Consider the following 21,934-nt stretch of genomic DNA (forward strand, 5'->3'; position numbering starts at 1 on the left):
AGGATTGCTATATGCAACTACTGATCCCGGAAGCAGGTTATAGTTACATTAAAACAGACGCGATCTAGTCACGTCTGTAAACTGTTTGGCGGATTTGCTGAGATTAATTGTTCTGAAGTTACATTGTTATTTAAGTTACTTATTCACCAGACGATTGATCATCTTGATCTGGACTGTCTTCTACTGATACCAGATTTTCTGGCGGGCGCTGATCGTTAAGTTGGACTAGTAGTGCTAGTACCTTATTACCGCGTTCTATGGAGTGATCTTCGACAAATATGACCTCTGGTGTACGACGTAGCCGTACGCGCGCCCCAAGTTCGCTGCGGACATAACCCGTGGCCGATTTTAAACCTGCCATTGTTTCTGCCTTAGCTTCATCTGTACCATAGATACTGACGTAGATTTTGGCGTGTTGGAGATCGCCGGAAACATCAACATTAGTAACACTTACCATTCCTGTACCCACACGGTCATCTTTAATGCCGTTAAGCAGCATTTGGCCAACTTCCCGTTTAATCAGTTCGGCAACGCGGGAAACCCGGCGATTTGTAGACATAAAAATTCCGCCTCCTCACAGAGGTTGTACGACAAAAATAGATGCAAGTTGGGTAGACAATACTTAGCGGTAGCAACGCTAAGATCAACCGTTTCTGGGGCACAGCCCCGATATAGCGCTAGTCTAGATTGTACTCAAGCCCAGCATTGCACGTAGGGTGAGAGTAAGGAAGACTAGGCTGCTCAGAAATAAACCCAAGATGGCGATGAAGGTAACAGGGCGCTTCAACAGTGGTACTAATGGCGCAAAGGCGTTCAGAAACACTCCTAAGAGGATAGTAATTAAGTACCGGGGGTAGCGAAAGACGTTATCCCAAAATCCGTCAAACATCTGAATGTCAACTGCCTTGTTATATACTTACGTTTGTTTTGATATGCTTTATCCACTCAATTGTAATCTATGCGGCTGGAAAATTAGCCAGTTAATATAAAATATGGCTCGTCGGTTATATTGGCTTTATTTAGTTGTGATTATTTTCACTTCAATCGGAAGTAAATGGTAATTCAAATCCCCAAGGAAACTAGCCCTCGTCCATTTTTGAAGTGGGCAGGGGGTAAAAGTAGGTTGATACAGCAATATATTCCTTATTTTCCTCAGAGTTATAAAAATTACTATGAACCATTCTTAGGTGGTGGTGCTGTTTTTTTCTATCTCCAACCAAGTGCAGCCATTTTAACTGATATTAACGCCGAATTAATTAATACTTATTGTTGTGTTAGAGATCATGTTGAGGAATTAATTTATCTATTGAAAGAGCATAAAATCCGACATGATAAAGATTATTACTATAGTGTCAGAAACAACTCTGATGGTACTGATATAGAAAAAGCTGCTCGGATAATTTATCTTAATAAGACTTGTTTTAATGGTCTTTATCGAGTCAACTCACAGGGTAAATTCAATGTGCCTTTAGGCAGATATGAAAATCCTAATATTTGTCATGAAAACTTATTGCGAGTAGCCTCAATAGCACTTTCTCATGCAGAAATTGAACAAGCAGATTTTACAGAAGTCCTAAATCATGCGACTAGCAGTGATGACTTTGTATTTTTTGATCCACCCTACCATCCGATCAGTGAAACTAGCTATTTCACCGCTTATAATCAAAATTGTTTTAGTAAAAAAGACCAAGAACTTTTAAGAGATACTTGTGCAGAGTTAGCAAGTCGTGGTGTCAAAGTTATGGTATGTAATTCTGGTAGCGAATTTATTAAAAAAATTTATACAGAGATTAATTTTGAAACCTACAAAATCAAAGCAGCCCGATCAATTAACTCAAACATAAAAAATAGAGGTATGATTGACGAATTATTAATTACATCTTTTAAAGATTTTTATTTGCCCAAGCAATGAATCGGTCTATGCTATAAACTGCTAATAAATTATGGTTATCATTAACTCTTGCTTTCAGCCATTTGCTTGCGCCTTCTCGCATACCTTCACCGCCTAAAATCACGATAGTTGGTGTAGGGTAATAGTGCTGAATGTTCATGTTCAAGTAAGGGAACTTTTCATCAACCGAACCGGGGCTTTCTTGCCATTTGCACTCGAAAATTAAACCAGATGGCATTGCAGGTGAACCAATAACATAAAAATCAACCTTCAGATCGGTATGATAAATTCCAGTTCCAATATAAATTTCTTTTCCATAACGTTTTGGTAATAAAGCAGCATTTAGGATAAATTCTTTTGGGACATAGTTCCCTACTTGGAAATAATTATACCCATTCAAGATTGCTTCTACATTTCTTTCTAAAATATTCCCAGACTTATTTGCCCGTCCGCCTTGAGTCAGAGCCATCTTCAATCCCTCTGCCAAAAGTCCTACTTATTATAGGATTTCACAGAAGCAGTAAAAAAGGGTCAGTTGCTTAATATGAATTTTTTATTTTGACTAAACAAGGTTGGATTAATAGGTAAAAAAATCCGAAGTTTTGGTACTTTTGTACTAAACAAATACAAATGTATTAATAATTTGGATGAGGAAGGAGTTAGTAATTCAGATAATAGTTAAAATAATGGATTTTTCTTTAACCAACTATTGCAAGCGACTACGCCATTTTTCTGGGTCTTGGGAACAGTGCAAAACATGATTTGCTATGGCGCTTGCGCCCGCCGTAGGCGATCGCATCTTAAATTTCGCCCAGAAGTCCTCGTGCATATCTGACTATCTTTGTCAATGCGTAAGTCCTAGCTATTAGCCCTTTCAAGGTGGATAAAAATTTTGGACAAGAAATTCCTCTTTAACCTCTTAACTCTGTGTTCTCTGCGCCTCTGTGGTTCAATTAATTACTTTTTAACCACAGAGACGCAGAGAGCGCAGAGAGAAAAAAGAGATTTTAACAGTCACCTTGAAAGGGCTAGTCCTAGTAGGGGAAACGCCTAATTGTAGCGCGGCGATAATGTTTCATGAACAATCTGGTATGTGCTGGGGTGACGCTGAATTAAATTCAGGCAGGCATCAATACAGCGTAGGAAATCAGCGCCTAACCCAAATTCGCGCCCCTCCTACCAGTCATAAGCTTTAATAATATCTAATTCTGCGGCTATAAGGATAGTTAATTTTCTAGCCATGCCGTTGAGAGATTCTGGCTTTTACATCTTCCCAACTGCCGTCAATGGCTGGATTTTCCAGATATTCGGCTTTCCGACGGGCTAGCTATTGTTTCTGCCAATCTAAAAATGGGAGCGTTGCTGGTGTAGCGGCAATCTCATCCCATAAATCTTCTACCAGTTGAAGTTTTTCCGCTCTCGAAAGACTAGAGAGTTCGGGAAATACTGGGTTCATGGTCTTGTCTATATTTTATTCACCTTTATTTTAGCCTGTCTGGGCTTCAGTATGACCGTTGCGGATAGCCCATGCGATTTCTAAAAGTTGAGTCCAGCGCTTTTGTAACTGTTTGGGGGTGCATTTGATGACTTTGGCGATCGCTTGATCGTTTTCCCGTGCAGTTTTTAACTGTAATATTTGTTGTTGCTCTTGTGTGAGTTGATTCACAAAGATTTCCCACTGCTGGGAAGATAAACCCAACTTTTGCTCTAAACCCGCACCCAACCATTGATGTACCAATTGCCAATGGTGTTGCTTAGAAAACTTTTCCACATGGTATTTAAACCGTTGTTGGAGATAATCGCGCTGACGGCTGGTTAAACCGAGAATTTGGTCAATTTCTGGGGCTGAGAGGTCTTGGAGTTTCAAGCTGAGGTAGTTCATACAGTCAGATTGACCTTGAGACTCCAGGTATTTCATCAATTCAGTGATGACGCGATCGCGTTCTGACTCTTCTGATGGATCAAAATTAGTTTGGGCAATCATCTGCGATCGCAGTTGTTGCACCGCCGAGTTGCGCTGGTAAGATTCTGCTTCTTCACCCTTGGCACACTCTACCGCCATTTCAATATCCACGGTAGTTTCTTGGGGCTGACGACGAGCAAAACCTTGGGCCCGCAAGATAATTAATTGCTGATTTGCACCACCAGGTAAATTGATCCGGCGTTTAGCGTACTGTTCTGTAAAGGACATATATTCAGCTAATTGCAGCTGAGTACGCGGCGTGTGATCATTAGGTAGTTCGTTTTCTCTGCGGAAAGCTTTAATAGCTTCGATATAAAATGCTTGTAAAAAATCTTCAATCAGGCTGTAACGAGCCTCAAAACCCAACTCCGAGCCGGACATAGTTATATGGCGGTAAACCATAGCACCCAAATTGCTATGTAATTCCACCCGCCCTTGTTTGGAACCTAGTTGGTAGTAACGTAAGCACTTTTGCATCCGGTGCCTTCCCAACGTCATCTGCCAGGATTTGATTTCCCCAGATGTTTGAATACGGGAGCTTTTATCGCAAATGCGTTCTACTTCTACGACTATGCGCTTTGCTAAAGCTTCTACGCACTTAGGCGCTGCTTTTACTTGCCCTTGCATTTCCTCACACAGCAATTCAATCAAGGTATCGCTGCTGCTGTCTAAAAATTCTTCGGTCGAAAGGTGGTTCTCAAAAATGGGTCTAGAGTTGGGTAGATTGACGACGTTAGCTTTCATGACTTTTCCAGGTAGTAGTATTGCACCGTAATTAGAACGCAGACACAGCAATCAAGACCGTGCTTGGCTTGTGAATCTTTAGGCATTCATCCATCAAAACTTGCCGTATGTAATGCTTATATCTAAAGGTCATATATAAAACTGTAGGAAATACGAAAGAGTTACAGTTATGGCAATGTGTCGGTTTTTTTCACAAGCCACTAGATTGAGGCTGGGACACGAGTACCCGCCATTTTCTGAAAGTTATCAAATACCTTGCTGTGCCAACTGTTGCCACCATTTTGTTATATCCACTGCTTCACCAAACAGCCCGTCTTAGACATCGCCTTTAAATATGACAATTTCAAAACTGGAGTTGTTTTGATCACAATTTCCGAAACGAAGAGGTACGCCTGTGAAGTGGAATTTTTATACCCATGCTGCTGCGGCTTCCCAACCTAAACCCCTCCGTATCATTACTGCTTCGTCTCCGGTCATATCCAAGATGGTAGAGACTTCATATGTAGGTTCCTCGCCAGTGTCTACAATTATGTCTACCAACTTGTCCAAACGGTCAAATAGCTCTACCCGCGACAGAATAGTTTCTGGAACTATCGGAATCATGCCATTATCTGCTTCATCTGGTGGCAAATGCGCTGAAGTAGAAATAATCGGATTGCCCAACGCTGCCAGCAACTCCAAACACATAGTATGGTTTGGTACTCTAATTCCAGTAGTTTTCCGTTTGGGGCTTTGCACCAATCGCGGTACTAACTTAGTCGCTGGGAGCAAAAACGTGTATGGACCTGGAATCAGCCGCTTCATAATTCGATAGCCTGTGTCACTTACGAAGGCATAAGTTGCCACATTTGAAAGCGAGGGACATAAAAATGTCAGTGGTTTATCATTTGCTAGCTGTTTAATTTGCCGCACTCGTTCTACCGCCGATTTAGCATTCAAATCACAACCGATGGCATAGACTGTATCAGTAGGGTAAAGCATGACTGCGCCACTAGAGAGCGCCGACTTTATTTCCTCTATTCGGCGAATTTGAGGATTATCCGGATGAACTGGGAAAATTTTTGCCATAACGGGGAGTGGGGGATGAGGGAGATGAGGAAGATGAGGGAGATAAGGGAGAAGAATTAATAATCAATATTTAATGCCTAATGCCCCATGCCCAATGACTAATGACTAATGACTAATGACTAATTTATTATGAATAAAATCGCTTATTTTCAATGTCCGACAGGAATTTCTGGTGATATGTGCCTCGGTGCTTTAGTAAGTTTGGGTGTTCCTGTGGAGTATTTAATTGAAAAACTCAATCGGTTGGGTATTGAACAGGAATATCAGTTAAGGGCAGAGTTTGTCCAACGTAATGGTCAACAGGCGACTAAAATCCATGTGGATTTAGTAGACCACCACGATCATGATCGCAAACACAGTCACGATCGCACACGCCACTTGCCAGAAATAGAGCAGATGATTCTCAAAGCGGGGTTGCCATCACGGGCAGAAGCTTGGAGTTTGGCGGTATTCCGACAGCTAGCAGTCGCTGAAGGGGCGGTGCATGGCATTGACCCTCAAAAAGTTCATTTTCATGAAGTAGGTGCTGTAGATGCGATCGTCGATATTGTGGGTACTTGCCTGGGGTTGGATTGGTTGGGGATTGAGAGCAATAAGGAAGGATTGCCCCTACTTTACTGCTCGGCGTTCCCGACTGGTGGCGGCACTGTTCGGGCTGCACATGGTCAGATGGCGGTACCAGTACCAGCAGTATTAAAGCTGTGGGAAATGCGGGGTTGTCCAGTTTATAGTAATGGCATTGACAGAGAATTGGTGACACCAACAGGAGCTGCGATCGCTACTACTTTGGCAAGAGATTTTGGTTCACCACCCGCGATCGCTATCAAGCAGATAGGACTGGGAGCAGGAAGCATAAATTTACCCATTCCCAATATTCTACGCCTCTGGTTGGGCGAAAGCACAAGTTTAGAGTCTAATTTCAGTGATTCTGAAGATACTAGCCAAAATTTAGAAACCATATCGGTACTAGAAACCCAAATTGATGATTTAAATCCGCAAGCGATCGGCTATATGTTTGAGGCGTTGTTTGCGGCTGGTGCGGTGGATGTTTTTACCCAAGCGATCGGCATGAAAAAGTCCCGTCCAGGGATTTTGCTGACTGTGATTTGTCATCCAGAAAATTTACTCGGTTGTGAAGCGGTTTTATTTAGTGAAACGACTACTTTGGGCATTCGGCGAACAACTCAGCAACGCGCCATTTTACAACGGGAAATTCAACAAGTGGAAATTGAATATGGCAAAGTGCGTCTTAAAATAGCATGGAAGGGAGAATCACTAGAAAAAGTTATTGCTAATGTGCAGCCAGAATATGAAGATTGTGCAGACTTAGCCAGAAAACATCATATTCCCTGGCGCGAAATTCAACGCCTGGCACTACAGCGTTGGTATTTAGAAAATCAAGACTACTAAGCTACTTTTTATCTTCTCGTAAATCATTGACTGGGGCAGCGATTCAGAAGATTATTAGTCGTGCTGAATTCCATAAATAAAAATCTCATTTATAGATGATTATTTGTATACAAGTAATCATCTATGGATGTAATTTAAGGTGAGATCGTAGTTGGATTAACAGCAGTAACTTCTGAGTAACGGGCAAAATCACTAATATTAAATGTAAGAATATGGGCTAACCCATGCACCAGCATTGCTGCAACTAGTCGCGCATCGTGTACGTTGACTCCTCTAATCTCATAAGCAACCACCAGCCTTTCCCATTCCTGGTAAATTGCCTGAGTATCTAGTAATAATGGGAACAACACCTTTAAACGGTTTACTTCTGCTTGTGTTTCTACCACACTACGCCCTAAGCCATTTCGCTCGGTTGGGCGTGTGTAGACGTTCCAAAATTCAATCAAGTTTTGCGGTACGATGTATAACTGTTCACCACGACTGCTTAACATGCTGATAGCCTTGGCTGCATCCAGGTTCATCGGATGGTTAAGGTCTACACTTCTTAATAGAACATTGGTATCTACAAGGTACGGCACTTAACCTCGCTCTCCATAAATACTTTCTCGGCTAATGGCTTCATCTTGTAGTGTTGGGAGGTTAAGCCCTCGGTGACTCTCCACCCACTCAGTAAATGCTGCTACCCACTCTTGAGGGCTTGCACTTTCATAGAAAGGGCGTTCCCTTGATAGTTGCACCAGTTGCTCAAGCATGGTATCCAAGTGAGGTTTAATCTCTTCTGGAGTCCGGTTGGAAATCTTTGCCAACAACAGGGTAATTGTCTCAATATCTTGACTATGGGCTTGTTCTAAATCACTCACAACAGATTTTGGTTGACTGTTCATAGCTTAAACATTATCTAATTCAAGTTAATCTCTTAATTTTCAGCTTACTGATAAATTCCTGCCCCGGAAGCGCACTTGAGACTTGTCTACAATTTAATAAACTAAAAACCGTTTAATTACTTAGAGCTTTGATTAAATATTGTGTCAATGTAAACGCATCTACGCCTAATTCGGTGCGTTCTTGGGCGGCTATTATACCCGCTTGCGAATGCCACCAAGCGGCAGTTGCGACAATATCTTCTATGGGAATATGTTTAGTTGCTGCTTGTGCCAACAATCCACCCAGTAGCCCAGTTAATACGTCGCCGCTACCACCACGCGCTAAGGCGGGTGTACTTTCAGGAACAATCCAAACGGCACCTTCAGGGTTTGCGATCGCAGTTCTCGCCCCTTTCAACAACACTACAGCCCCACTTTGCGCTGCTGCTTCTTGTACTGCTTTCACTCTGTCATGTTTGGCATCGGTAATATCAGGAAACAATCGCTCAAATTCGCCAGCGTGGGGTGTGAGTACAGTTACTGCTTGACGTTTTTTTAATGTGGCGATCGCTCCCATTTGTGCCAAGATATTTAAACCATCGGCATCGAGAATTAAAGGGCGTTCGCTGGCGATCACTTCTTGCACAATCGGAGTAGCATCTCGTGTTAAACCGGGGCCACAAGCGATCGCATTAAAGGAACTCAGATCGGTGTTTTCTGGTAATTGTAGCTGGGCGATCGCTCCGGTTTCCGTCTCTGGACAACCGACAATCAGCGCTTCTGGCAAATGCGACACCAAAAGGGGTTTTAGTGATTCGGGTACGGCAATGGAAAGCATTCCCACACCACTAGCCCTAGCACCCAAACCAGTTAAAATTGCCCCACCTGCATAGCGCTGCGAACCGCAAATCAGCAGTAAATGTCCTTCCTGATATTTGTGGGTAACTGATGGACGGGGTAGGGGTAAAGTCGCAAGTGCCGTTGCTGGTGTAATGCGTTTAATTCTGGGTGTATCTTTTAGAACAGCTTCTACATCAGCTAAAGGAATATCGAAATCGATTAACTCAGCTTTGCCGAGATATTCCAGCGCCTGATCTTGGAAGAAAGCTAGTTTCCATAAACCCAAGCAAAATGTGTGAGTGGCGCGAATCGCAGTTCCTAATACAACGCCAGTGTCGGTGTGTAAACCTGAAGGTAAATCGATGCTATAAATCGGCACAGATAATTCATTTAACTGATTAATTGCAGAAGCGATGGGATCAGTAAGGTTTCTTTCTAAACCATACCCAAACAAGCCATCAATCAACAAATCAGAATTTGGTAGTTGCTCAATTGTTTGATAAATTGGGATGCCCAAATTCTGGGCATATTGCAAGTGCTGCGAACTTAATTCTTTGAGCTTAGAGAAAGGAGAATAAATCCAAACCTCATACCCGCGAAAGTATAATTCACGGGCTACTACTAAAGCATCCCCGCCATTATGACCGGGGCCGACAAGAATTCCGATACGCGGATTTAAGCTGTGGGAGAGTAATTTTGAATTGTTTCCCCTTTGTCCAAGGTTCGGGTAAATATCTTGAATGCAACGGGCAATTAATCCCGCAACCTTTTCCATCAAAGCTACTACAGGCATTCCCGCCGTAAAGATCCGTTCTTCAATATCGCGCATCTGCCCAGCAGTCACTACCACTTGCGAAATTTTTTCCTGCCTGTTCTGCATCAGTGCTGAGTTATGAGTTTTAGGTTAACTGAAACTTTAGCAGATTTCAAATAAAATAACTTCAAGCAGCGTAACGACGAAACGGCGATCGCTAAAAGATTTAGAACAGGTGTTTTGTGAGATGAAGGGGCGTAAAGTAATTAAGGTGGCGATCGCTCCTTAGTATTTTGGCAGCCAATTCACAGGGGACACTACAATGACTATATAATTTCACAACCAAGGATTTATCCAAGAATCTAGGCAGTTATGGATACAAGGAGGCTGGCATCCACCTGTAGATGATCCTCGTCTTTGAGGCTTGAACTAGTGATGTCTATAGCTGCCAACATCGTGCAACAAGAATAAGACAACGATCTCCCATAAAAAGGTATGGCGCAAAACCACAATTTGAGTCATCATCATCTTCCATCTTGTAGAAGATAATCTCCTTTCCTAACCAAGGTTGCACAGACTTAAGCCATATATTAAGTGCTTCCTCCTCTGACTCATCTGGACGGAATGTATCTTGCATCCAAATTGCAAAATCAAGTGGCTCAAACACCTCAGCCGCACTTTGCATATCTTCCTCAGTCCACCATTCAGGTAATTGGGAATAATCATAGTCATCTGGATAAAGATTTCGGCAAAGTGTCAATAAATCAATAATTTCGATTTCTGTAGTCTCTTCGTCGCAACCAAACAGTGTAAAGTCTTCAGGTTTTGTAAAAACTCGAATATCAACCACTCCGTGGTTCCAGGTTTTTCTGCCACCTAGCAGTAAATCTAGAGAATTCTGCATTGTTGCATCAAAACCAAAGTTTGGAATTATGTATGTATCGCCAATTTGGATAGCCTCATTCGCATAGGATTTAGCAGCTTCACCATGCTGCTGAATTAGTTTTTCCAATTCTTCAGAACACATATCTGCAACTTGGGTAAATGCGGAACTTCAACAGACCTAAGCCTCTTTTGCTTGCTTCAACTGTGTTAAAAGCTGATTCACAAAAGTTTCACCATCAATTCTTTTTCCCCTTTCAAGTGATGCTAACCCTTCATCAATCTTGGTGCGAGTTTCTTCAAGCCATTCTTGATCGGAAAGAGTCTCTTCTGCTAAAAGGCGCAATGCAGTTTGAATTACTTCATCAACGCTGTTAAATCTATCTGTGGCTAGCAAAGCTTGAATTATCTGTTTTTGCTCTGGACTGAACGTAATGCTCATGACGATTCCATTCTTAGCTTTTTCTATGATAGAGCGTTGATAAGTCAGATCCTTAATATCTGAAGTTGGGTTGAGGTTTGAAGTAATCCTCCTGAAAACGGGAAGACTATGGTTACTTCACTAATGGGGAAATTTCCATGAAAGTCCTGAATAGGAAAATGCTCAAAAAATCTCTGCTTAACTGTCTAATTTTGCCTGTTTCTCTAGCACCCTGGCTGTGCGTGGGAACGCTTTTTGATTCCCAAGTTAATGCTTTACCAGGGCAAAGTACAGAGGAAGTAGGCGCCTGGATTAAAGCACATCCCACACTCCGCCCCAGCAGTGGGGAGCAATTATTTGTGCAAAAGACTGATACAGCTGCTCAACGATTCAGTTTTCAAGCGTCGGTATTGCCTCCCGGTAGGATAGAATTTTCTAAAGACCGTGGCAGAATTCGCACTGAGCGTATTGCCATGTATGATGCGATTAACGGTATGACATTTACGCGTCTCCAGGAATCCTTGCGGGTGATTTATGGCTTGGAGATTTATCAAGATTACGATCGCGCCCAAGTCGTCTATCACTATCCCAACCAAAGCGTAATTAACTCGGCGCGTTTTGCCGAAACTCCGATTCGGGAAGCTTTAAAGGGAGAATTACGAGTAGGCGATCGCTATGTATATTGGGTGGAAATCGCCCAACCCAAGACTGGCAAAGCTTTTACCGGTCAAATGACGATTTTGCTCAAAACTGACCTAGACAAGTTAGAAAGGGAACTGCAAAGTCGTTAATGGGCATTGGGCATTGGGCACTTGTACTGAGCGTACCACTTCGTGGAAGCAAGCTACGCGTAGCGTCTCGTAGAGAAGTCGTTGGCGCAGCCTCTGGTAGAGAAGTATTGGGCATTTCCCTTGTCTCCCTCATCTCCCTCATATTTTCTGGTTTAAAGATTATTGAATTGGTGTTCTACAACTTCCCCAACCCTATAGGCGCTAGGGTTTGCCATATACCCGAAAAGATACTTTCAGATGCTAAGGAAATTCGTAGCAAATCTTCTTTCAGTAGTGGCGGCCAATCAACCCCGGCTTTATACCCTGCGGTAAACAGCTGTTGCGCCTTAATGCTTAACTGATAAAGAGCTAAAGCCAGTTCTCGGTCTAGGCTTTTTGCATCTTTAAGAGCTTCAAACACCACTTTCAATGCTAACAAAATCGAGGTGATCTGACCAGGTATCGGGGGTTTCCCGTGTTTCATACGCATTAACAGCGCATCTGGGTTTTCCTCGGTTATGATTGTCTGATCTATGAGGAGTTTCCGAGCTGTTTCGTAATTCATGTAGTCAGTTTAGCGCACATTTTGCTTCAGTATGAATACTTAATTAAAAACTCATCAAACTAGTTTATGGTTATTTATAGCAATCTCATTTGATTTGTGAAAAGATCGGCGTAGGGAAAATGATCGGGAATTTGCGATGCTTTACCTTAAGCAGATAGACTCAATATAATATCTTGGAAAAATATACCTTGCTGGGAATCAGAAGCAAAATGATATCACCGAATTTAGAAGAAATTGAGCGCTCCATCCGTGCCTTATCTGTGGAAGAACAACTTTGGCTACTAGAAAGGATTGCTCGACAAATCCGAGAAACGGAATATACAAAAGATAAATTGACTGATGCCAAAAATCCCGAAGAACAACTGGAAGTGATGGTTAGTCAGCCAAAGATTCCAACCGAAATTGCTGCTAAAAATGATGAGTTTGCGATTTCGGAAATCCTCTGATATCTAAAAGTAAAAATTATAAGATTGTCAGAATTAAAAAGTCAAATATACAAGTTATTGGTGAGCGATCGCTCACCGATAATTGCTGAGTGCGATCGCTCATTCACTACAAAACGATCTCAGACTCCACACACCAGTTCCACAAGATATAGTAGATCGGATGACCGGGCTACTGAAAACAGACTTTAGCACCACTAACCGATGCGGAAGTGGAGATAATTTTAGAAGAAGGCTTGGTGGAGAAATACCTGAAATGAAGGTATTGCTAGATACTAACATCATTCTAGATGTCTTTCGAGAGTGAGAACCATTTTGTAGAAAATGCCAGAGCTTTATTATTGGATTGACTTTTCTTGCAAATGACTTTACAATTCACCTTCCTTATGGTATTTACCTGGGGTAAATACGCTGCGATGATGTTGCTGATTAAGAAGTCAATAGGCACGATCTCGCAAAAACAATTGATCAAGGGTGTTCATTACATTGTTTGAAGTTATGTAGCCTTTTGATTACGGCCTATCAACCACTGCGGTAAACTGTGCGTTGATTATGATTCTTTCGCAGAGAAGAACACTCGAAAGGAGCGGTTTTTTAAATGTCTCATGCCGTAAAAATCTACGATACCTGCATTGGCTGCACCCAATGCGTCCGCGCTTGCCCTACTGATGTACTGGAGATGGTTCCTTGGGATGGCTGCAAAGCTGCTCAAATTGCCTCTTCGCCCCGTACAGAAGACTGTGTGGGCTGTAAGCGCTGCGAAACCGCTTGTCCCACCGACTTTTTGAGCATCCGGGTTTACCTGGGCGCTGAAACAACTCGCAGTATGGGTCTAGCTTACTAAAAAGCTCAGTGCTAAATCACTGAACTGCTGATCGCGATGCGGGTCTATTGCCCAACCGTTCTTTCCAGAACGGTTGCCTTGTCCCCTTTGGACACAAGGGAGAGATGCAAGCCTTTGCGCCTGTAGCCAGTGATATAGACCATCAAAAAAAGCCTCCGCACCCTGCGGAATCTTGCTACAGAGTTCTCGCGCTCGTCGTTGTCCTGAGGCAAAATGAAGTAAATCAAAAAAACAATTTCTTGATTCTTCACTCAGCGAGAAGTTTAGATCGGCGGTTTCCGTCGATCTAAACTTCTTGCAAAGGCAGACGCCAAGGGCGAACGGTGACTCGAAACTCAGAACTCAGTCCTGAAAAATTTTAAAGTTTCTTAATAAAGCACGTCTATCTTGAAACCTGTAGTTCTTCGGTGATCAAAAAGATTTTCCCTCATCCCCCAACCCCTTCTCCCATATCTGGAAGAAGGGGAGCCAGAATTTCAAAGTCCCTTTCCCAGATATGGGAGAGGGATTTAGGGAGAGGGCGAAAACTACGGTTCTCAACTTACAGCAGATTTCAACGAAAGTGAAGTACACAACGATTCGTCTCAAAGCCAGATATAAAGCCTGTTTGACTTCGGAATTCTGCTGTAGATGAAGTTTAGAAAGCATCTTTAGCAATACCTAGTGGTGGAGGGAGTAATTTACTCCCTTTTTTCTTTGCAAAACGTCGAGTTTGTGCTAGCAACTATACTGGATTTAATTATCCTGAAAAAAAGCGGTGTGAACAATGTGCGGAATCGTTGGATATATAGGCACTCAAGCGGCGACAGACATTTTATTGGCTGGGCTGGAAAAACTAGAGTACAGGGGCTACGATTCGGCTGGAATCGCCACTATTTGGGAAGGTGAGGTTAATTGTGTGCGGGCAAAGGGCAAACTGCTTAACCTGCGTTCTAAACTCGAACAAATAGAAACCCCTAGCCAAATTGGTATTGGTCACACACGCTGGGCAACTCATGGTAAACCAGAAGAGTACAACGCCCATCCCCACATGGATACGGCAAAGCGACTGGCGGTAGTACAAAATGGCATTATCGAAAATTACCGCGAGTTGCGCGAGGAACTCAAAGGAAAAGGACACCAGTTTCTTTCTGAGACCGATACAGAAGTAATTCCCCATCTCATAGCCGAATTTTTAAAGAATCTTCCCCCCTCATCTCCCTTCCTAGAGGCAATTCGCCAAGCTGTTAACCACTTACATGGGGCATTTGCGATCGCAGTTATTTCTGCTGACTACCCCGATGAATTGATTGTTGTCCGCCAACAAGCACCTTTGGTAATTGGTTTTGGTCAAGGGGAATTCTTTTGTGCGTCTGACACGCTAGCGATCGCTTCCTACACCCGTGCAGTGCTACCTTTGGAAAATGGCGAAATTGCCCGCCTCACACCTTTGGGCGTTGAGATTTACAATTTTGCTGGCGACAGGTTGAAAAAACAACCCCGACTGCTCAACTACAATCCTGGAATGGTAGAAAAGCAGGGATTTAAACACTTCATGCTCAAAGAAATCCATGAGCAACCAGGGGTAGTAAGAGCTAGTTTAGAAGCATACTTTAATCCAGCCGAATCTAGCGAATCGCCAATCAATCTTGGTTTACCTGCGGATTTATACAACGATTTAGAACAAATTCAGATCGTCGCCTGTGGTACCAGTTGGCACGCAGCATTAATCGGAAAATATTTAATCGAACAACTAGCAGGAATTTCAACTCAAGTACATTACGCTTCTGAGTATCGCTATGCACCATCACCCGTGACGGCTAACACGTTGATTATTGGTGTTACTCAATCAGGTGAAACTGCTGATACCCTAGCAGCTTTGGCGATGGAAAAAGAACGTCGCCAGGGGAAAGAACCTAAATATCAAGCGCGACTACTGGGCATTACCAATCGCCCCGAAAGCAGCCTTGGTCATCTGGTACCGCATATCATCAGTACTCTAGCGGGAATTGAAATTGGGGTAGCGGCGACGAAAACTTTTACTGCTCAATTGATGGCATTTTATGCTTTGGCATTGGATTTAGCAGCTCGTCGTCAGACAGTTTCAAAAGATAGATTAGAGAAAATTATTAATGGGTTGTGGCAGATTCCTAAAGAAATTGAGGCAACTTTGGAAACTCAGGAATGTTTAACTGAACAGCTAGCCCACGAATTCGCCGAAACCCAAGATTTCATTTTTATAGGTAGGGGAATTAACTTTCCTATTGCTTTGGAAGGCGCGTTGAAATTAAAAGAAATCAGCTATATTCACGCCGAAGGCTATCCGGCTGGAGAGATGAAACATGGACCGATCGCTCTATTAGATGCGAAAGTACCAGTAGTTGCGATCGCAATCCCTGGTAGTGTTTACGAAAAAGTTATTTCTAATGCCCAGGAAGCCAAAGCTAGAGATTCTCGGTTAATTGGCGTGACTCCCGTCAACGATGGCGAAGCTGCGGAAATCTTTAACGATCTTCTTCCTATCTCCCATGTAGAAGAGTTACTTTCTCCCCTCCTCACAGTAGTTCCTTTACAATTGTTCGCTTATCATATTGCCGCCCGTCGCGGTTTGGATGTCGATCAACCTCGTAACCTTGCTAAAAGTGTTACCGTAGAATAGTATAATTTTATACGTATAGTTAAGGTATAATGGCTTCTGAAGAAGTTCTATGGCTTGCATAAGCCATTTTTATGGCAATAATTATAAGTATAATATATTTATTAATACTTAAGTAAATATTAGCTGGATTTGCAGTAAAGGGTAAAATTATCCAAATGCGATCGCAAAAACCCGAATGTATAATTTTACAACGTCTTTATACTACAGACAAGTCTGTAAAAATTTGAGCCGATAACATCCAAGTTAATTACATCTACCAACATTATGAGTGAAATCCACCTACGTCAAATAAAGTCATACCTTCAAAAAACATTTAAAGGTTTGATTGACTTATCAGATTATCAAAATAAATCTGAAACAGACAGAGAGTTAATTTTCTTAACAAGAAGTCTAGCTGCATTTACTTTGATGGTTTTAGCTGATATCTCTCCTCAAGAAGCATCAAAATCGATAGTTGATGGTGGACAGGATAATGGAATAGATTCGCTTTATTTTGACAGGCGATAAAGAATAATGTATGTATTACAGTCCAAATGGAAACAAGACAGTAAAGGTAGTGTTAAAACAGATGAGGTAATGAAATTTACTAGAGGTTTTAAAGACTTGGTAAATGCTAGATATGACAGATTCAACTCAAAATTTAATAATAAAACTCCAGATATTGAAGAAGCGCTGAATGACGCAGGAACAAGATTTGAAATAATTCTTGTTTATTCAGGTCAAACTCCCTTAGCAGATGAACCAAAAAGAGAATTGGATGATCTATTAGGTGAGATGAACGATTCATCAGATATTGTTAGTATGAGAGTTTATAACCAGGCAAATATATATAACATTATATCTCAAGGAGCATCTGGCAATCCGATAAATTTAGATGTTTGCCTGTTTGAGTGGGGACAAACAAAAGAACCCTATCAATCATATTATGGGCAAGTGTCTGCTAGGGAAGTAGCTGATTGGTGGACTAAACATTCTCCTAAATTGTTCTCTTAAAATATTAGGCTTTTTGTAAAAGATAGTGAAGTTAATGAAGGTATTATCAATACACTAAAAAAAGAACCGGAAAAATTTTGGTATTATAACAATGGCATAACAGCTTTGTGTTCTAGTATTGGGAAAAAACCGCTTGGCGGTAGTGGAAGAGACACGGGCATATTTGAATGTAAAGATGTCAAAGTAGTTAATGGCGCTCAGACTGTTGGATCGATAGCAAGAGCATATCAAAATTCTCCTGAGCAGGTTGAAAAAGCAAGAGTTCTTATTCGTTTTATCTCCTTAGAAAATTGTCCTGAAGAATTTGCTACAGAAATTACTCGATTCAACAATACTCAGAACCGAATTGATCGTCGAGAATTTGTAGCTCTCGATCCAGAGCAAGAAAGAATAAAAAATGAACTTCACTTAGAAGGAATTATTTATACTTATAAGTCAGGTGAATCAATCCCAGATGGAGAAAAAGGTTTTGATTTAAATGAAGCTACGATTAGTCGAGCGTGCAAACAGAATGAGGTTTCTTTCGCCACGCGAGTTAAAGATAAAATTGGTGTTTTATGGGAAGATATAGAAAAACCTCCATACAAAACTCTCTTTAATAGATCAGTAAATGGTTCTAACCTTTGGAAATTAGTTCAAATCTTAAGAGTAGTAGAGAATAAATTATCAGAAGTGCAAAAACAACGAGATGGAAGAGAAAAGTTATTTGCTACTCATAGTAATCGTCTCATACTACACCTAGTTTACAAAGCCTTACTAGAGAATTTTTTTAGCATATCATCTGATTTAACCCCAGTACAAATTGATGATATTCAATCTATGAGCTCAGAGTTTTTGGGTAGTATTATGAGCGAAAGTAGCAACCTATTTCCAACTTCCTATCCGGCAAATATCTTCAGAAATGTCACAAAATGCCAGGAAATTGTGGAAAAAATTTTAAATTGAGGACAATACTGTAGGACTCCCAGTAATTCGAGTTGGTACAAATTAGGCTTTTCCTATTCTTCAAGGAAATTTTAGAAATGCTAAATGAATATAAGAATACTAACTTAGTAAAAATTATTATGTTTGCTTGACGCTTTAAAGTACTCTCACATTAATCACTAAGGTAGTCTAAATAATAATTAGTTGCCTATATCGTATATCTGCTTAAAGATAGGGTGGTAAAGATGATCGTTGATTGCAGCTTACCTATGCAGATTCTCTCAGAGTAACCTTTAAATCTAACAAAGCCAACAAAGGTTTTAACACCTCAGTTAACATAACATAGATTTAATTTTTAACCTGATTGGTGAGACAGTACCTCTCGACCACGGCTATGAGCTATTTTCTGCGATCGCTCATTTTGAACCCGAACTTCATAAATTAGATACAGTTGGAATTCATACCATTGCAGGTATTCCCAAGTCAGGCGTAATTCGGCTAACTAAAAATTCGAGGCTTCGGATTCGGCCACCAATGGATCAAGTGCGTTTGGTTTATCCGTTAGCAGGTAAGCCCCTGAGAATTGGCAAGCATACAATTCGTTTGGGGATTCCTGAAATTTATTTGCTTGAGCCTGCTGAGAGACTGCGATCGCGTATAGTGATTATCCAGGGTTATCAAGAACCGGAGTCATTTTTATCAGCTGCACAGCGTCAGTTAGAACAACTGGGTATCCAGTCAAAAGCTTTTATTACCAAAAATACTGATGGTAGCCCAAAACGTAGAAGTATCAAAATCAAGCGCTTTACGGTTGTGGGTTTTGGGTTAGAAATCATTAATCTCAGCAATGAAGATTCGCTAACATTGCAAGGAATTCTGTTTGTTAAGAACGCCGGACATTCAAGCAACACCATTCTTTTCGTTTCCACAGGGTAGCAACAATCCAACCATTTTGTTCTAAAGCGTCAGCAACAGCTTTAGATTGTTCTAGTAAAATACCACTGAAGATCGCCCAAGTCTCAGGTTTAGCGATCGCACTCATTTCTGGAACCAATTCAATAATCACGTCAGCCAAAATATTGCAAACGATACCGTCAACTGGTTGAGAAACCAGTTTTGTCAAAACGTCTACACTTCCCAGTGCAGGTAGTAAGCGTTCTGGGCTAATGTCGTTTAAGGTGCGATTGCTGATAGTTGATTGCACCGCCAAAGGGTCATTATCCACTGCATAGACTTTCTCGGCTCCCAGTAGCAGCGCCCCAATGGAAAGGATACCAGAACCACAGCCAATATCCGCAATTACCATATCTTCATGTTTGCCACTATTACCCACAAAGGACTGAGAAACTCCACTCAGCCGCATTTCTAAAGATTCCAAACATAGCTGAGTGGTGGCATGGTTGCCCGTACCAAATGCTACACCAGGGTCAAGACGAATCACTAACCGTTCGGTTATTTCTGGTAATGGTAGCCAAGCGGGATTGATCAGGAAGCGATCGCCTATTTCCTGCGGATGCCAATATTGTTTCCAGCTAGTCGCCCAATCTTCCTCATCAATTAACTGCCATTGCAGGGAGGGAGATGAAACTCCTACACAGAGGGCATCTTGACGCAGCCACAGCGACAGCGCTGCCAAATCTAGTAGCTGTGTTTGAATTGTCGGCAGATAAGCTCTTACTAAAGATGAATTTCCTTTGTTTTCACTAGCTGTACCACGACAACCAAAATCTTCCAGTCGCCAAAAGATCGAATCTTCTAGGTCTGGTTCACATAAAATCTGTAGTTCCCACCAGGTGTTTGCCATTTTTGAGTGCTGAGTGCTGTTAGCGGGAGCGGGGCGTTTAGCCCGTGCTGAGTGCTGAGTATGAGAGAGTTATGAGTTTTAAGTTAGGAGTTAGGAGTTTTCCTTTTTAACTTTTAACTCCTCACTATTCACTCCTAACTTTTCTTCACTCAGCACTCATTCCTGGGCACTCAGCACTCATAAAGTTACTGTATAGGCGTCCCGAATGCCAGGGACTTTTATAATCTCATCCAAAATGCCCTCAGGTAAAGGATCATCTATACTCAGAGCCATTACAGCATCACCACGGACGATTTTACGACCTACTTGCATACTGGCAATATTCACATTAAAACTGCCGAGTAGGGAACCTAGTTTGCCGATAATCCCCGGCATATCGCGGTGCAGGGTAAACAACATATATTTGCTGGGTGGGACGTTAATCGGGAAACCATCAACGTCAGTGAGGTGGATTTCCCGCTCACCCAACAAAGCGCCTGTGACAGAATGAGTACCTAAAGTACCCGTAGCTTCTAGATGAAGCGTTCCGGCATAGTCTCGAATCGAAGCATCGCGGGTTTCAATCACCCGAATTCCGCGTTCTTTGGCTTCTATGCTGGCATTTACGTAATTTACTCGTTCCCGCAAAGCTTGGTAAAGTAATCCTTTCAAGGCAGCTACCACCAAAGGCTGACTTTTGTTGGTCGCTAGTTCGCCTTGCAGTCGCACAGTGAGTGTTTCCACCCGTCCGCCAGCTAGCTGTCCCACTAGATTACCTAGAGTTTCTGCTAGTTGCATATAGGGTTTGAGTTCTTCCAACACATCGGGGCCGAGTCCGGGAATGTTGACGGCTGAACGTGCTGGTAGTCCTAAAAGTACATCCCGAATTTGTTCGGCAACATCAATGGCCACATTCACTTGAGCTTCCGTGGTAGAGGCTCCTAAATGGGGGGTGAGGATGATTTCTTTACCTAGCGATCGCAACTCAGATTCACCCAGTGGTTCTGACTCGAACACATCCAAGGCTGCACCCCCGATTGTACCCGCTTTCAGAGCTGCTGCTAAAGCTACTTCATCAATGATCCCACCACGAGCGCAGTTGATAATCCGGGCTGTGGGTTTCATTTTTGCCAGAGTTGTGGCATTGATTAAGTGGGTAGTTTCTGGGGTTTTGGGGATGTGTAGGGTAATATAGTCTGCTTGCCGGAAGAGTAAATCTAGCTCCACCAACTGACAGCCAAGTTGTTCGGCTCGGTCTGTAGAAATAAAAGGGTCATAAGCTAGGAGTTTCATCCCCATTGTCTTAGCTACAGAGGCAACATGGGAGCCAATTTTACCCAAACCGACAACGCCGAGAGTTTTTTTGTAGACTTCTGCGCCGACAAAGCTATTGCGATCCCAAGCACCGCGTTTCACCGAAGCGTTAGCATCGGGGATGTAGCGAGACAAAGCCAAAATCATTGCTAGCGCATGTTCGGCGGCGGCAATTGTGTTTCCCTCTGGAGAATTGACTACTACAATTCCCCGGCGTGTGGCAGCAGGAACATCTACATTATCCACACCCACACCAGCACGACCGATGATTTTTAGCTGAGTGCCGGCTTCAATGATTTCTTGGGTGACGCGTGTACTAGAGCGAATCATGAGCGCGTCATACTCACCAATAATTTCGAGCAGTTCGGCTGGTTTTAGACCTAGTTTGACATCAACGGTAGCAACTTGCGAAAGAATGTCAATTCCAGCTTGGTCAATAGAATCAGAGACAAGAACCTTAGACATGATTATTTCATTTAAAGCTACAGGTTTTGCTGCACAAGACTTTTTAGTTTAGTCTTTATCTGCCGCAATTCAGCAAAAATTATTCGTTTTAATATCAACTTAACCTTTACTTACGCTGCCTGCTGATGATATCGAGGCATGAGTTGCTTCTGGTGGGTACTGCCTCCTAAGTATTTTAACATGAGTACCTGTTTCTACCACCCTGTCGCTAAATATAAAGCATGAATAGCACTAAGTACTATATATTTATTAATAGTTAAGAAATACCAAAATTTTATCAGCTTAAGCAACTTTGCCGAATGTGCCAGATTAGGTAACCAAAACTAGTATTTGGCTTTTGCCTTTTGCCATCGCTTCAT

The 21,934-nt window shown here is 42.1% G+C and carries 26 protein-coding genes; 11 read left to right on the forward strand and 15 right to left on the reverse strand.

The features are described from left to right. Positions 1 to 139 precede the first annotated feature (139 nt). Positions 140 to 559: a 30S ribosome-binding factor RbfA gene (rbfA, locus tag V7K15_RS14195; protein ID WP_334906126.1), complete on the reverse strand. Its 420-nt coding sequence runs from the start codon at positions 557 to 559 to the stop codon at positions 140 to 142. Positions 560 to 682: 123 nt separating this feature from the next. Beyond that, positions 683 to 889: a DUF751 family protein gene (locus V7K15_RS14200; RefSeq protein WP_292795601.1), complete on the reverse strand. Its 207-nt coding sequence runs from the start codon at positions 887 to 889 to the stop codon at positions 683 to 685. A gap of 165 nt (positions 890 to 1,054) precedes the next feature. Here V7K15_RS14200 and V7K15_RS14205 point away from each other — a divergent pair, with 165 nt between their 5' ends. Further along, on the forward strand, positions 1,055 to 1,912 hold the full coding sequence (locus tag V7K15_RS14205) for a DNA adenine methylase (RefSeq protein WP_334906127.1): 858 nt from the start codon (positions 1,055 to 1,057) through the stop codon (positions 1,910 to 1,912). Here V7K15_RS14205 and V7K15_RS14210 read toward each other — a convergent pair. From V7K15_RS14210 to V7K15_RS14230, 5 genes are all read right to left on the reverse strand, one after another. After that, positions 1,884 to 2,360 carry a PD-(D/E)XK nuclease superfamily protein gene (locus tag V7K15_RS14210; RefSeq protein WP_334906128.1) on the reverse strand — a complete coding sequence of 159 codons (477 nt, stop codon included), beginning with the start codon at positions 2,358 to 2,360 and terminating at the stop codon, positions 1,884 to 1,886. The genes V7K15_RS14205 and V7K15_RS14210 overlap by 29 nt on opposite strands. A 237-nt stretch (positions 2,361 to 2,597) precedes the next feature. Further along, positions 2,598 to 2,720: a hypothetical protein gene (locus V7K15_RS14215; protein ID WP_334906129.1), complete on the reverse strand. Its 123-nt coding sequence runs from the start codon at positions 2,718 to 2,720 to the stop codon at positions 2,598 to 2,600. 498 nt (positions 2,721 to 3,218) lie between these two features. Further along, positions 3,219 to 3,347, reverse strand: coding sequence for an addiction module protein (locus tag V7K15_RS14220; RefSeq protein ID WP_334906130.1), 129 nt, complete (start codon positions 3,345 to 3,347; stop codon positions 3,219 to 3,221). 30 nt (positions 3,348 to 3,377) lie between these two features. Next, on the reverse strand, positions 3,378 to 4,598 hold the full coding sequence (locus V7K15_RS14225) for a HetZ-related protein (protein WP_334906131.1): 1,221 nt from the start codon (positions 4,596 to 4,598) through the stop codon (positions 3,378 to 3,380). A gap of 408 nt (positions 4,599 to 5,006) precedes the next feature. Beyond that, a complete protein-coding gene (locus tag V7K15_RS14230; RefSeq protein ID WP_334906132.1) occupies positions 5,007 to 5,666 on the reverse strand; it encodes an L-threonylcarbamoyladenylate synthase in 660 nt (219 codons plus the stop codon). A gap of 129 nt (positions 5,667 to 5,795) precedes the next feature. On the opposite strand from V7K15_RS14230, the gene larC reads away from it, so the two are divergent. Continuing rightward, complete coding sequence (gene larC, locus V7K15_RS14235; protein ID WP_334906133.1) at positions 5,796 to 7,076, forward strand: nickel pincer cofactor biosynthesis protein LarC; 1,281 nt, start codon at positions 5,796 to 5,798, stop codon at positions 7,074 to 7,076. Between the two features lie 134 nt (positions 7,077 to 7,210). On the opposite strand, the gene V7K15_RS14240 is transcribed toward larC, so the two are convergent. The 5 genes from V7K15_RS14240 to V7K15_RS14260 all read right to left on the reverse strand — a co-directional run bounded on the left by V7K15_RS14240 (position 7,211) and on the right by V7K15_RS14260 (position 10,857). Then, positions 7,211 to 7,654 (reverse strand): type II toxin-antitoxin system VapC family toxin, encoded by a 444-nt coding sequence (locus V7K15_RS14240; RefSeq protein ID WP_334906134.1) that lies wholly within the window; start codon positions 7,652 to 7,654, stop codon positions 7,211 to 7,213. Next, positions 7,655 to 7,960, reverse strand: a complete 306-nt coding sequence (locus tag V7K15_RS14245) for a hypothetical protein (protein WP_334906135.1) — start codon at positions 7,958 to 7,960, stop codon at positions 7,655 to 7,657. It abuts the gene before it with no gap. A 112-nt stretch (positions 7,961 to 8,072) separates the two neighbouring features. Beyond that, entirely contained in the window at positions 8,073 to 9,659 is a 1,587-nt protein-coding gene (locus V7K15_RS14250; protein ID WP_334906136.1) for an NAD(P)H-hydrate dehydratase, read from the reverse strand. A 313-nt stretch (positions 9,660 to 9,972) separates the two neighbouring features. Then, positions 9,973 to 10,560, reverse strand: coding sequence for a hypothetical protein (locus V7K15_RS14255; protein ID WP_334906137.1), 588 nt, complete (start codon positions 10,558 to 10,560; stop codon positions 9,973 to 9,975). A 36-nt stretch (positions 10,561 to 10,596) separates the two neighbouring features. Beyond that, positions 10,597 to 10,857 (reverse strand): ribbon-helix-helix domain-containing protein, encoded by a 261-nt coding sequence (locus V7K15_RS14260; protein WP_334906138.1) that lies wholly within the window; start codon positions 10,855 to 10,857, stop codon positions 10,597 to 10,599. Positions 10,858 to 11,015: 158 nt separating this feature from the next. Here V7K15_RS14260 and V7K15_RS14265 point away from each other — a divergent pair, with 158 nt between their 5' ends. After that, a complete protein-coding gene (locus tag V7K15_RS14265; RefSeq protein ID WP_334906139.1) occupies positions 11,016 to 11,627 on the forward strand; it encodes a hypothetical protein in 612 nt (203 codons plus the stop codon). Between the two features lie 175 nt (positions 11,628 to 11,802). Here V7K15_RS14265 and V7K15_RS14270 read toward each other — a convergent pair whose 3' ends face one another. Continuing rightward, positions 11,803 to 12,171 carry a Dethiobiotin synthetase gene (locus V7K15_RS14270; protein WP_334906140.1) on the reverse strand — a complete coding sequence of 123 codons (369 nt, stop codon included), beginning with the start codon at positions 12,169 to 12,171 and terminating at the stop codon, positions 11,803 to 11,805. Between the two features lie 209 nt (positions 12,172 to 12,380). On the opposite strand from V7K15_RS14270, the gene V7K15_RS14275 reads away from it, so the two are divergent. From V7K15_RS14275 to cas6, 8 genes are all read left to right on the forward strand, one after another. Then, positions 12,381 to 12,617 (forward strand): hypothetical protein, encoded by a 237-nt coding sequence (locus V7K15_RS14275; protein WP_334906141.1) that lies wholly within the window; start codon positions 12,381 to 12,383, stop codon positions 12,615 to 12,617. A gap of 82 nt (positions 12,618 to 12,699) precedes the next feature. Continuing rightward, a complete protein-coding gene (locus V7K15_RS14280; RefSeq protein ID WP_334906142.1) occupies positions 12,700 to 12,921 on the forward strand; it encodes a hypothetical protein in 222 nt (73 codons plus the stop codon). A gap of 291 nt (positions 12,922 to 13,212) precedes the next feature. Beyond that, positions 13,213 to 13,458, forward strand: a complete 246-nt coding sequence (gene psaC, locus V7K15_RS14285) for a photosystem I iron-sulfur center protein PsaC (protein WP_015196969.1) — start codon at positions 13,213 to 13,215, stop codon at positions 13,456 to 13,458. 766 nt (positions 13,459 to 14,224) lie between these two features. After that, a complete protein-coding gene (gene glmS, locus V7K15_RS14290) occupies positions 14,225 to 16,096 on the forward strand; it encodes a glutamine--fructose-6-phosphate transaminase (isomerizing) (protein ID WP_334906143.1) in 1,872 nt (623 codons plus the stop codon). 264 nt (positions 16,097 to 16,360) lie between these two features. Further along, positions 16,361 to 16,603, forward strand: coding sequence for a hypothetical protein (locus V7K15_RS14295; protein WP_334906144.1), 243 nt, complete (start codon positions 16,361 to 16,363; stop codon positions 16,601 to 16,603). Between the two features lie 6 nt (positions 16,604 to 16,609). Beyond that, entirely contained in the window at positions 16,610 to 17,089 is a 480-nt protein-coding gene (locus tag V7K15_RS14300) for a hypothetical protein (protein ID WP_334906145.1), read from the forward strand. Positions 17,090 to 17,092: 3 nt separating this feature from the next. Beyond that, positions 17,093 to 18,034, forward strand: a complete 942-nt coding sequence (locus tag V7K15_RS14305) for an AIPR family protein (RefSeq protein WP_334906155.1) — start codon at positions 17,093 to 17,095, stop codon at positions 18,032 to 18,034. Between the two features lie 330 nt (positions 18,035 to 18,364). Continuing rightward, complete coding sequence (gene cas6 / locus V7K15_RS14310; protein WP_442949674.1) at positions 18,365 to 18,949, forward strand: type I-MYXAN CRISPR-associated protein Cas6/Cmx6; 585 nt, start codon at positions 18,365 to 18,367, stop codon at positions 18,947 to 18,949. Here the strand turns inward: cas6 and prmA are convergent. Further along, positions 18,897 to 19,817, reverse strand: a complete 921-nt coding sequence (gene prmA / locus V7K15_RS14315; protein WP_334906146.1) for a 50S ribosomal protein L11 methyltransferase — start codon at positions 19,815 to 19,817, stop codon at positions 18,897 to 18,899. The genes cas6 and prmA overlap by 53 nt on opposite strands. A gap of 177 nt (positions 19,818 to 19,994) precedes the next feature. After that, positions 19,995 to 21,575 (reverse strand): phosphoglycerate dehydrogenase, encoded by a 1,581-nt coding sequence (gene serA / locus V7K15_RS14320; protein ID WP_334906147.1) that lies wholly within the window; start codon positions 21,573 to 21,575, stop codon positions 19,995 to 19,997. Positions 21,576 to 21,934: the final 359 nt, after the last annotated feature.

It is taken from the genome of Nostoc sp. (assembly GCF_036919815.1).
Classification (GTDB): domain Bacteria; phylum Cyanobacteriota; class Cyanobacteriia; order Cyanobacteriales; family Nostocaceae; genus Nostoc.

Excerpts from the sequence above, each read along its gene's own strand:
- rbfA (WP_334906126.1), bottom strand. The coding sequence starts at position 559 with ATGTCTACAAATCGCCGGGTTTCCCGCGTTGCCGAACTGATTAAACGG.
- V7K15_RS14200 (WP_292795601.1), bottom strand. The coding sequence starts at position 889 with ATGTTTGACGGATTTTGGGATAACGTCTTTCGCTACCCCCGGTACTTA.
- V7K15_RS14205 (WP_334906127.1), top strand. The coding sequence starts at position 1,055 with ATGGTAATTCAAATCCCCAAGGAAACTAGCCCTCGTCCATTTTTGAAG.
- V7K15_RS14210 (WP_334906128.1), bottom strand. The coding sequence starts at position 2,360 with ATGGCTCTGACTCAAGGCGGACGGGCAAATAAGTCTGGGAATATTTTA.
- V7K15_RS14215 (WP_334906129.1), bottom strand. The coding sequence starts at position 2,720 with ATGCACGAGGACTTCTGGGCGAAATTTAAGATGCGATCGCCTACGGCG.
- V7K15_RS14220 (WP_334906130.1), bottom strand. The coding sequence starts at position 3,347 with ATGAACCCAGTATTTCCCGAACTCTCTAGTCTTTCGAGAGCGGAAAAA.
- V7K15_RS14225 (WP_334906131.1), bottom strand. The coding sequence starts at position 4,598 with ATGAAAGCTAACGTCGTCAATCTACCCAACTCTAGACCCATTTTTGAG.
- V7K15_RS14230 (WP_334906132.1), bottom strand. The coding sequence starts at position 5,666 with ATGGCAAAAATTTTCCCAGTTCATCCGGATAATCCTCAAATTCGCCGA.
- larC (WP_334906133.1), top strand. The coding sequence starts at position 5,796 with ATGAATAAAATCGCTTATTTTCAATGTCCGACAGGAATTTCTGGTGAT.
- V7K15_RS14245 (WP_334906135.1), bottom strand. The coding sequence starts at position 7,960 with ATGAACAGTCAACCAAAATCTGTTGTGAGTGATTTAGAACAAGCCCAT.
- V7K15_RS14250 (WP_334906136.1), bottom strand. The coding sequence starts at position 9,659 with ATGCAGAACAGGCAGGAAAAAATTTCGCAAGTGGTAGTGACTGCTGGG.
- V7K15_RS14255 (WP_334906137.1), bottom strand. The coding sequence starts at position 10,560 with ATGTGTTCTGAAGAATTGGAAAAACTAATTCAGCAGCATGGTGAAGCT.
- V7K15_RS14260 (WP_334906138.1), bottom strand. The coding sequence starts at position 10,857 with ATGAGCATTACGTTCAGTCCAGAGCAAAAACAGATAATTCAAGCTTTG.
- V7K15_RS14265 (WP_334906139.1), top strand. The coding sequence starts at position 11,016 with ATGCTCAAAAAATCTCTGCTTAACTGTCTAATTTTGCCTGTTTCTCTA.
- V7K15_RS14270 (WP_334906140.1), bottom strand. The coding sequence starts at position 12,171 with ATGAATTACGAAACAGCTCGGAAACTCCTCATAGATCAGACAATCATA.
- V7K15_RS14275 (WP_334906141.1), top strand. The coding sequence starts at position 12,381 with ATGATATCACCGAATTTAGAAGAAATTGAGCGCTCCATCCGTGCCTTA.
- psaC (WP_015196969.1), top strand. The coding sequence starts at position 13,213 with ATGTCTCATGCCGTAAAAATCTACGATACCTGCATTGGCTGCACCCAA.
- glmS (WP_334906143.1), top strand. The coding sequence starts at position 14,225 with ATGTGCGGAATCGTTGGATATATAGGCACTCAAGCGGCGACAGACATT.
- V7K15_RS14295 (WP_334906144.1), top strand. The coding sequence starts at position 16,361 with ATGAGTGAAATCCACCTACGTCAAATAAAGTCATACCTTCAAAAAACA.
- V7K15_RS14300 (WP_334906145.1), top strand. The coding sequence starts at position 16,610 with ATGTATGTATTACAGTCCAAATGGAAACAAGACAGTAAAGGTAGTGTT.
- prmA (WP_334906146.1), bottom strand. The coding sequence starts at position 19,817 with ATGGCAAACACCTGGTGGGAACTACAGATTTTATGTGAACCAGACCTA.
- serA (WP_334906147.1), bottom strand. The coding sequence starts at position 21,575 with ATGTCTAAGGTTCTTGTCTCTGATTCTATTGACCAAGCTGGAATTGAC.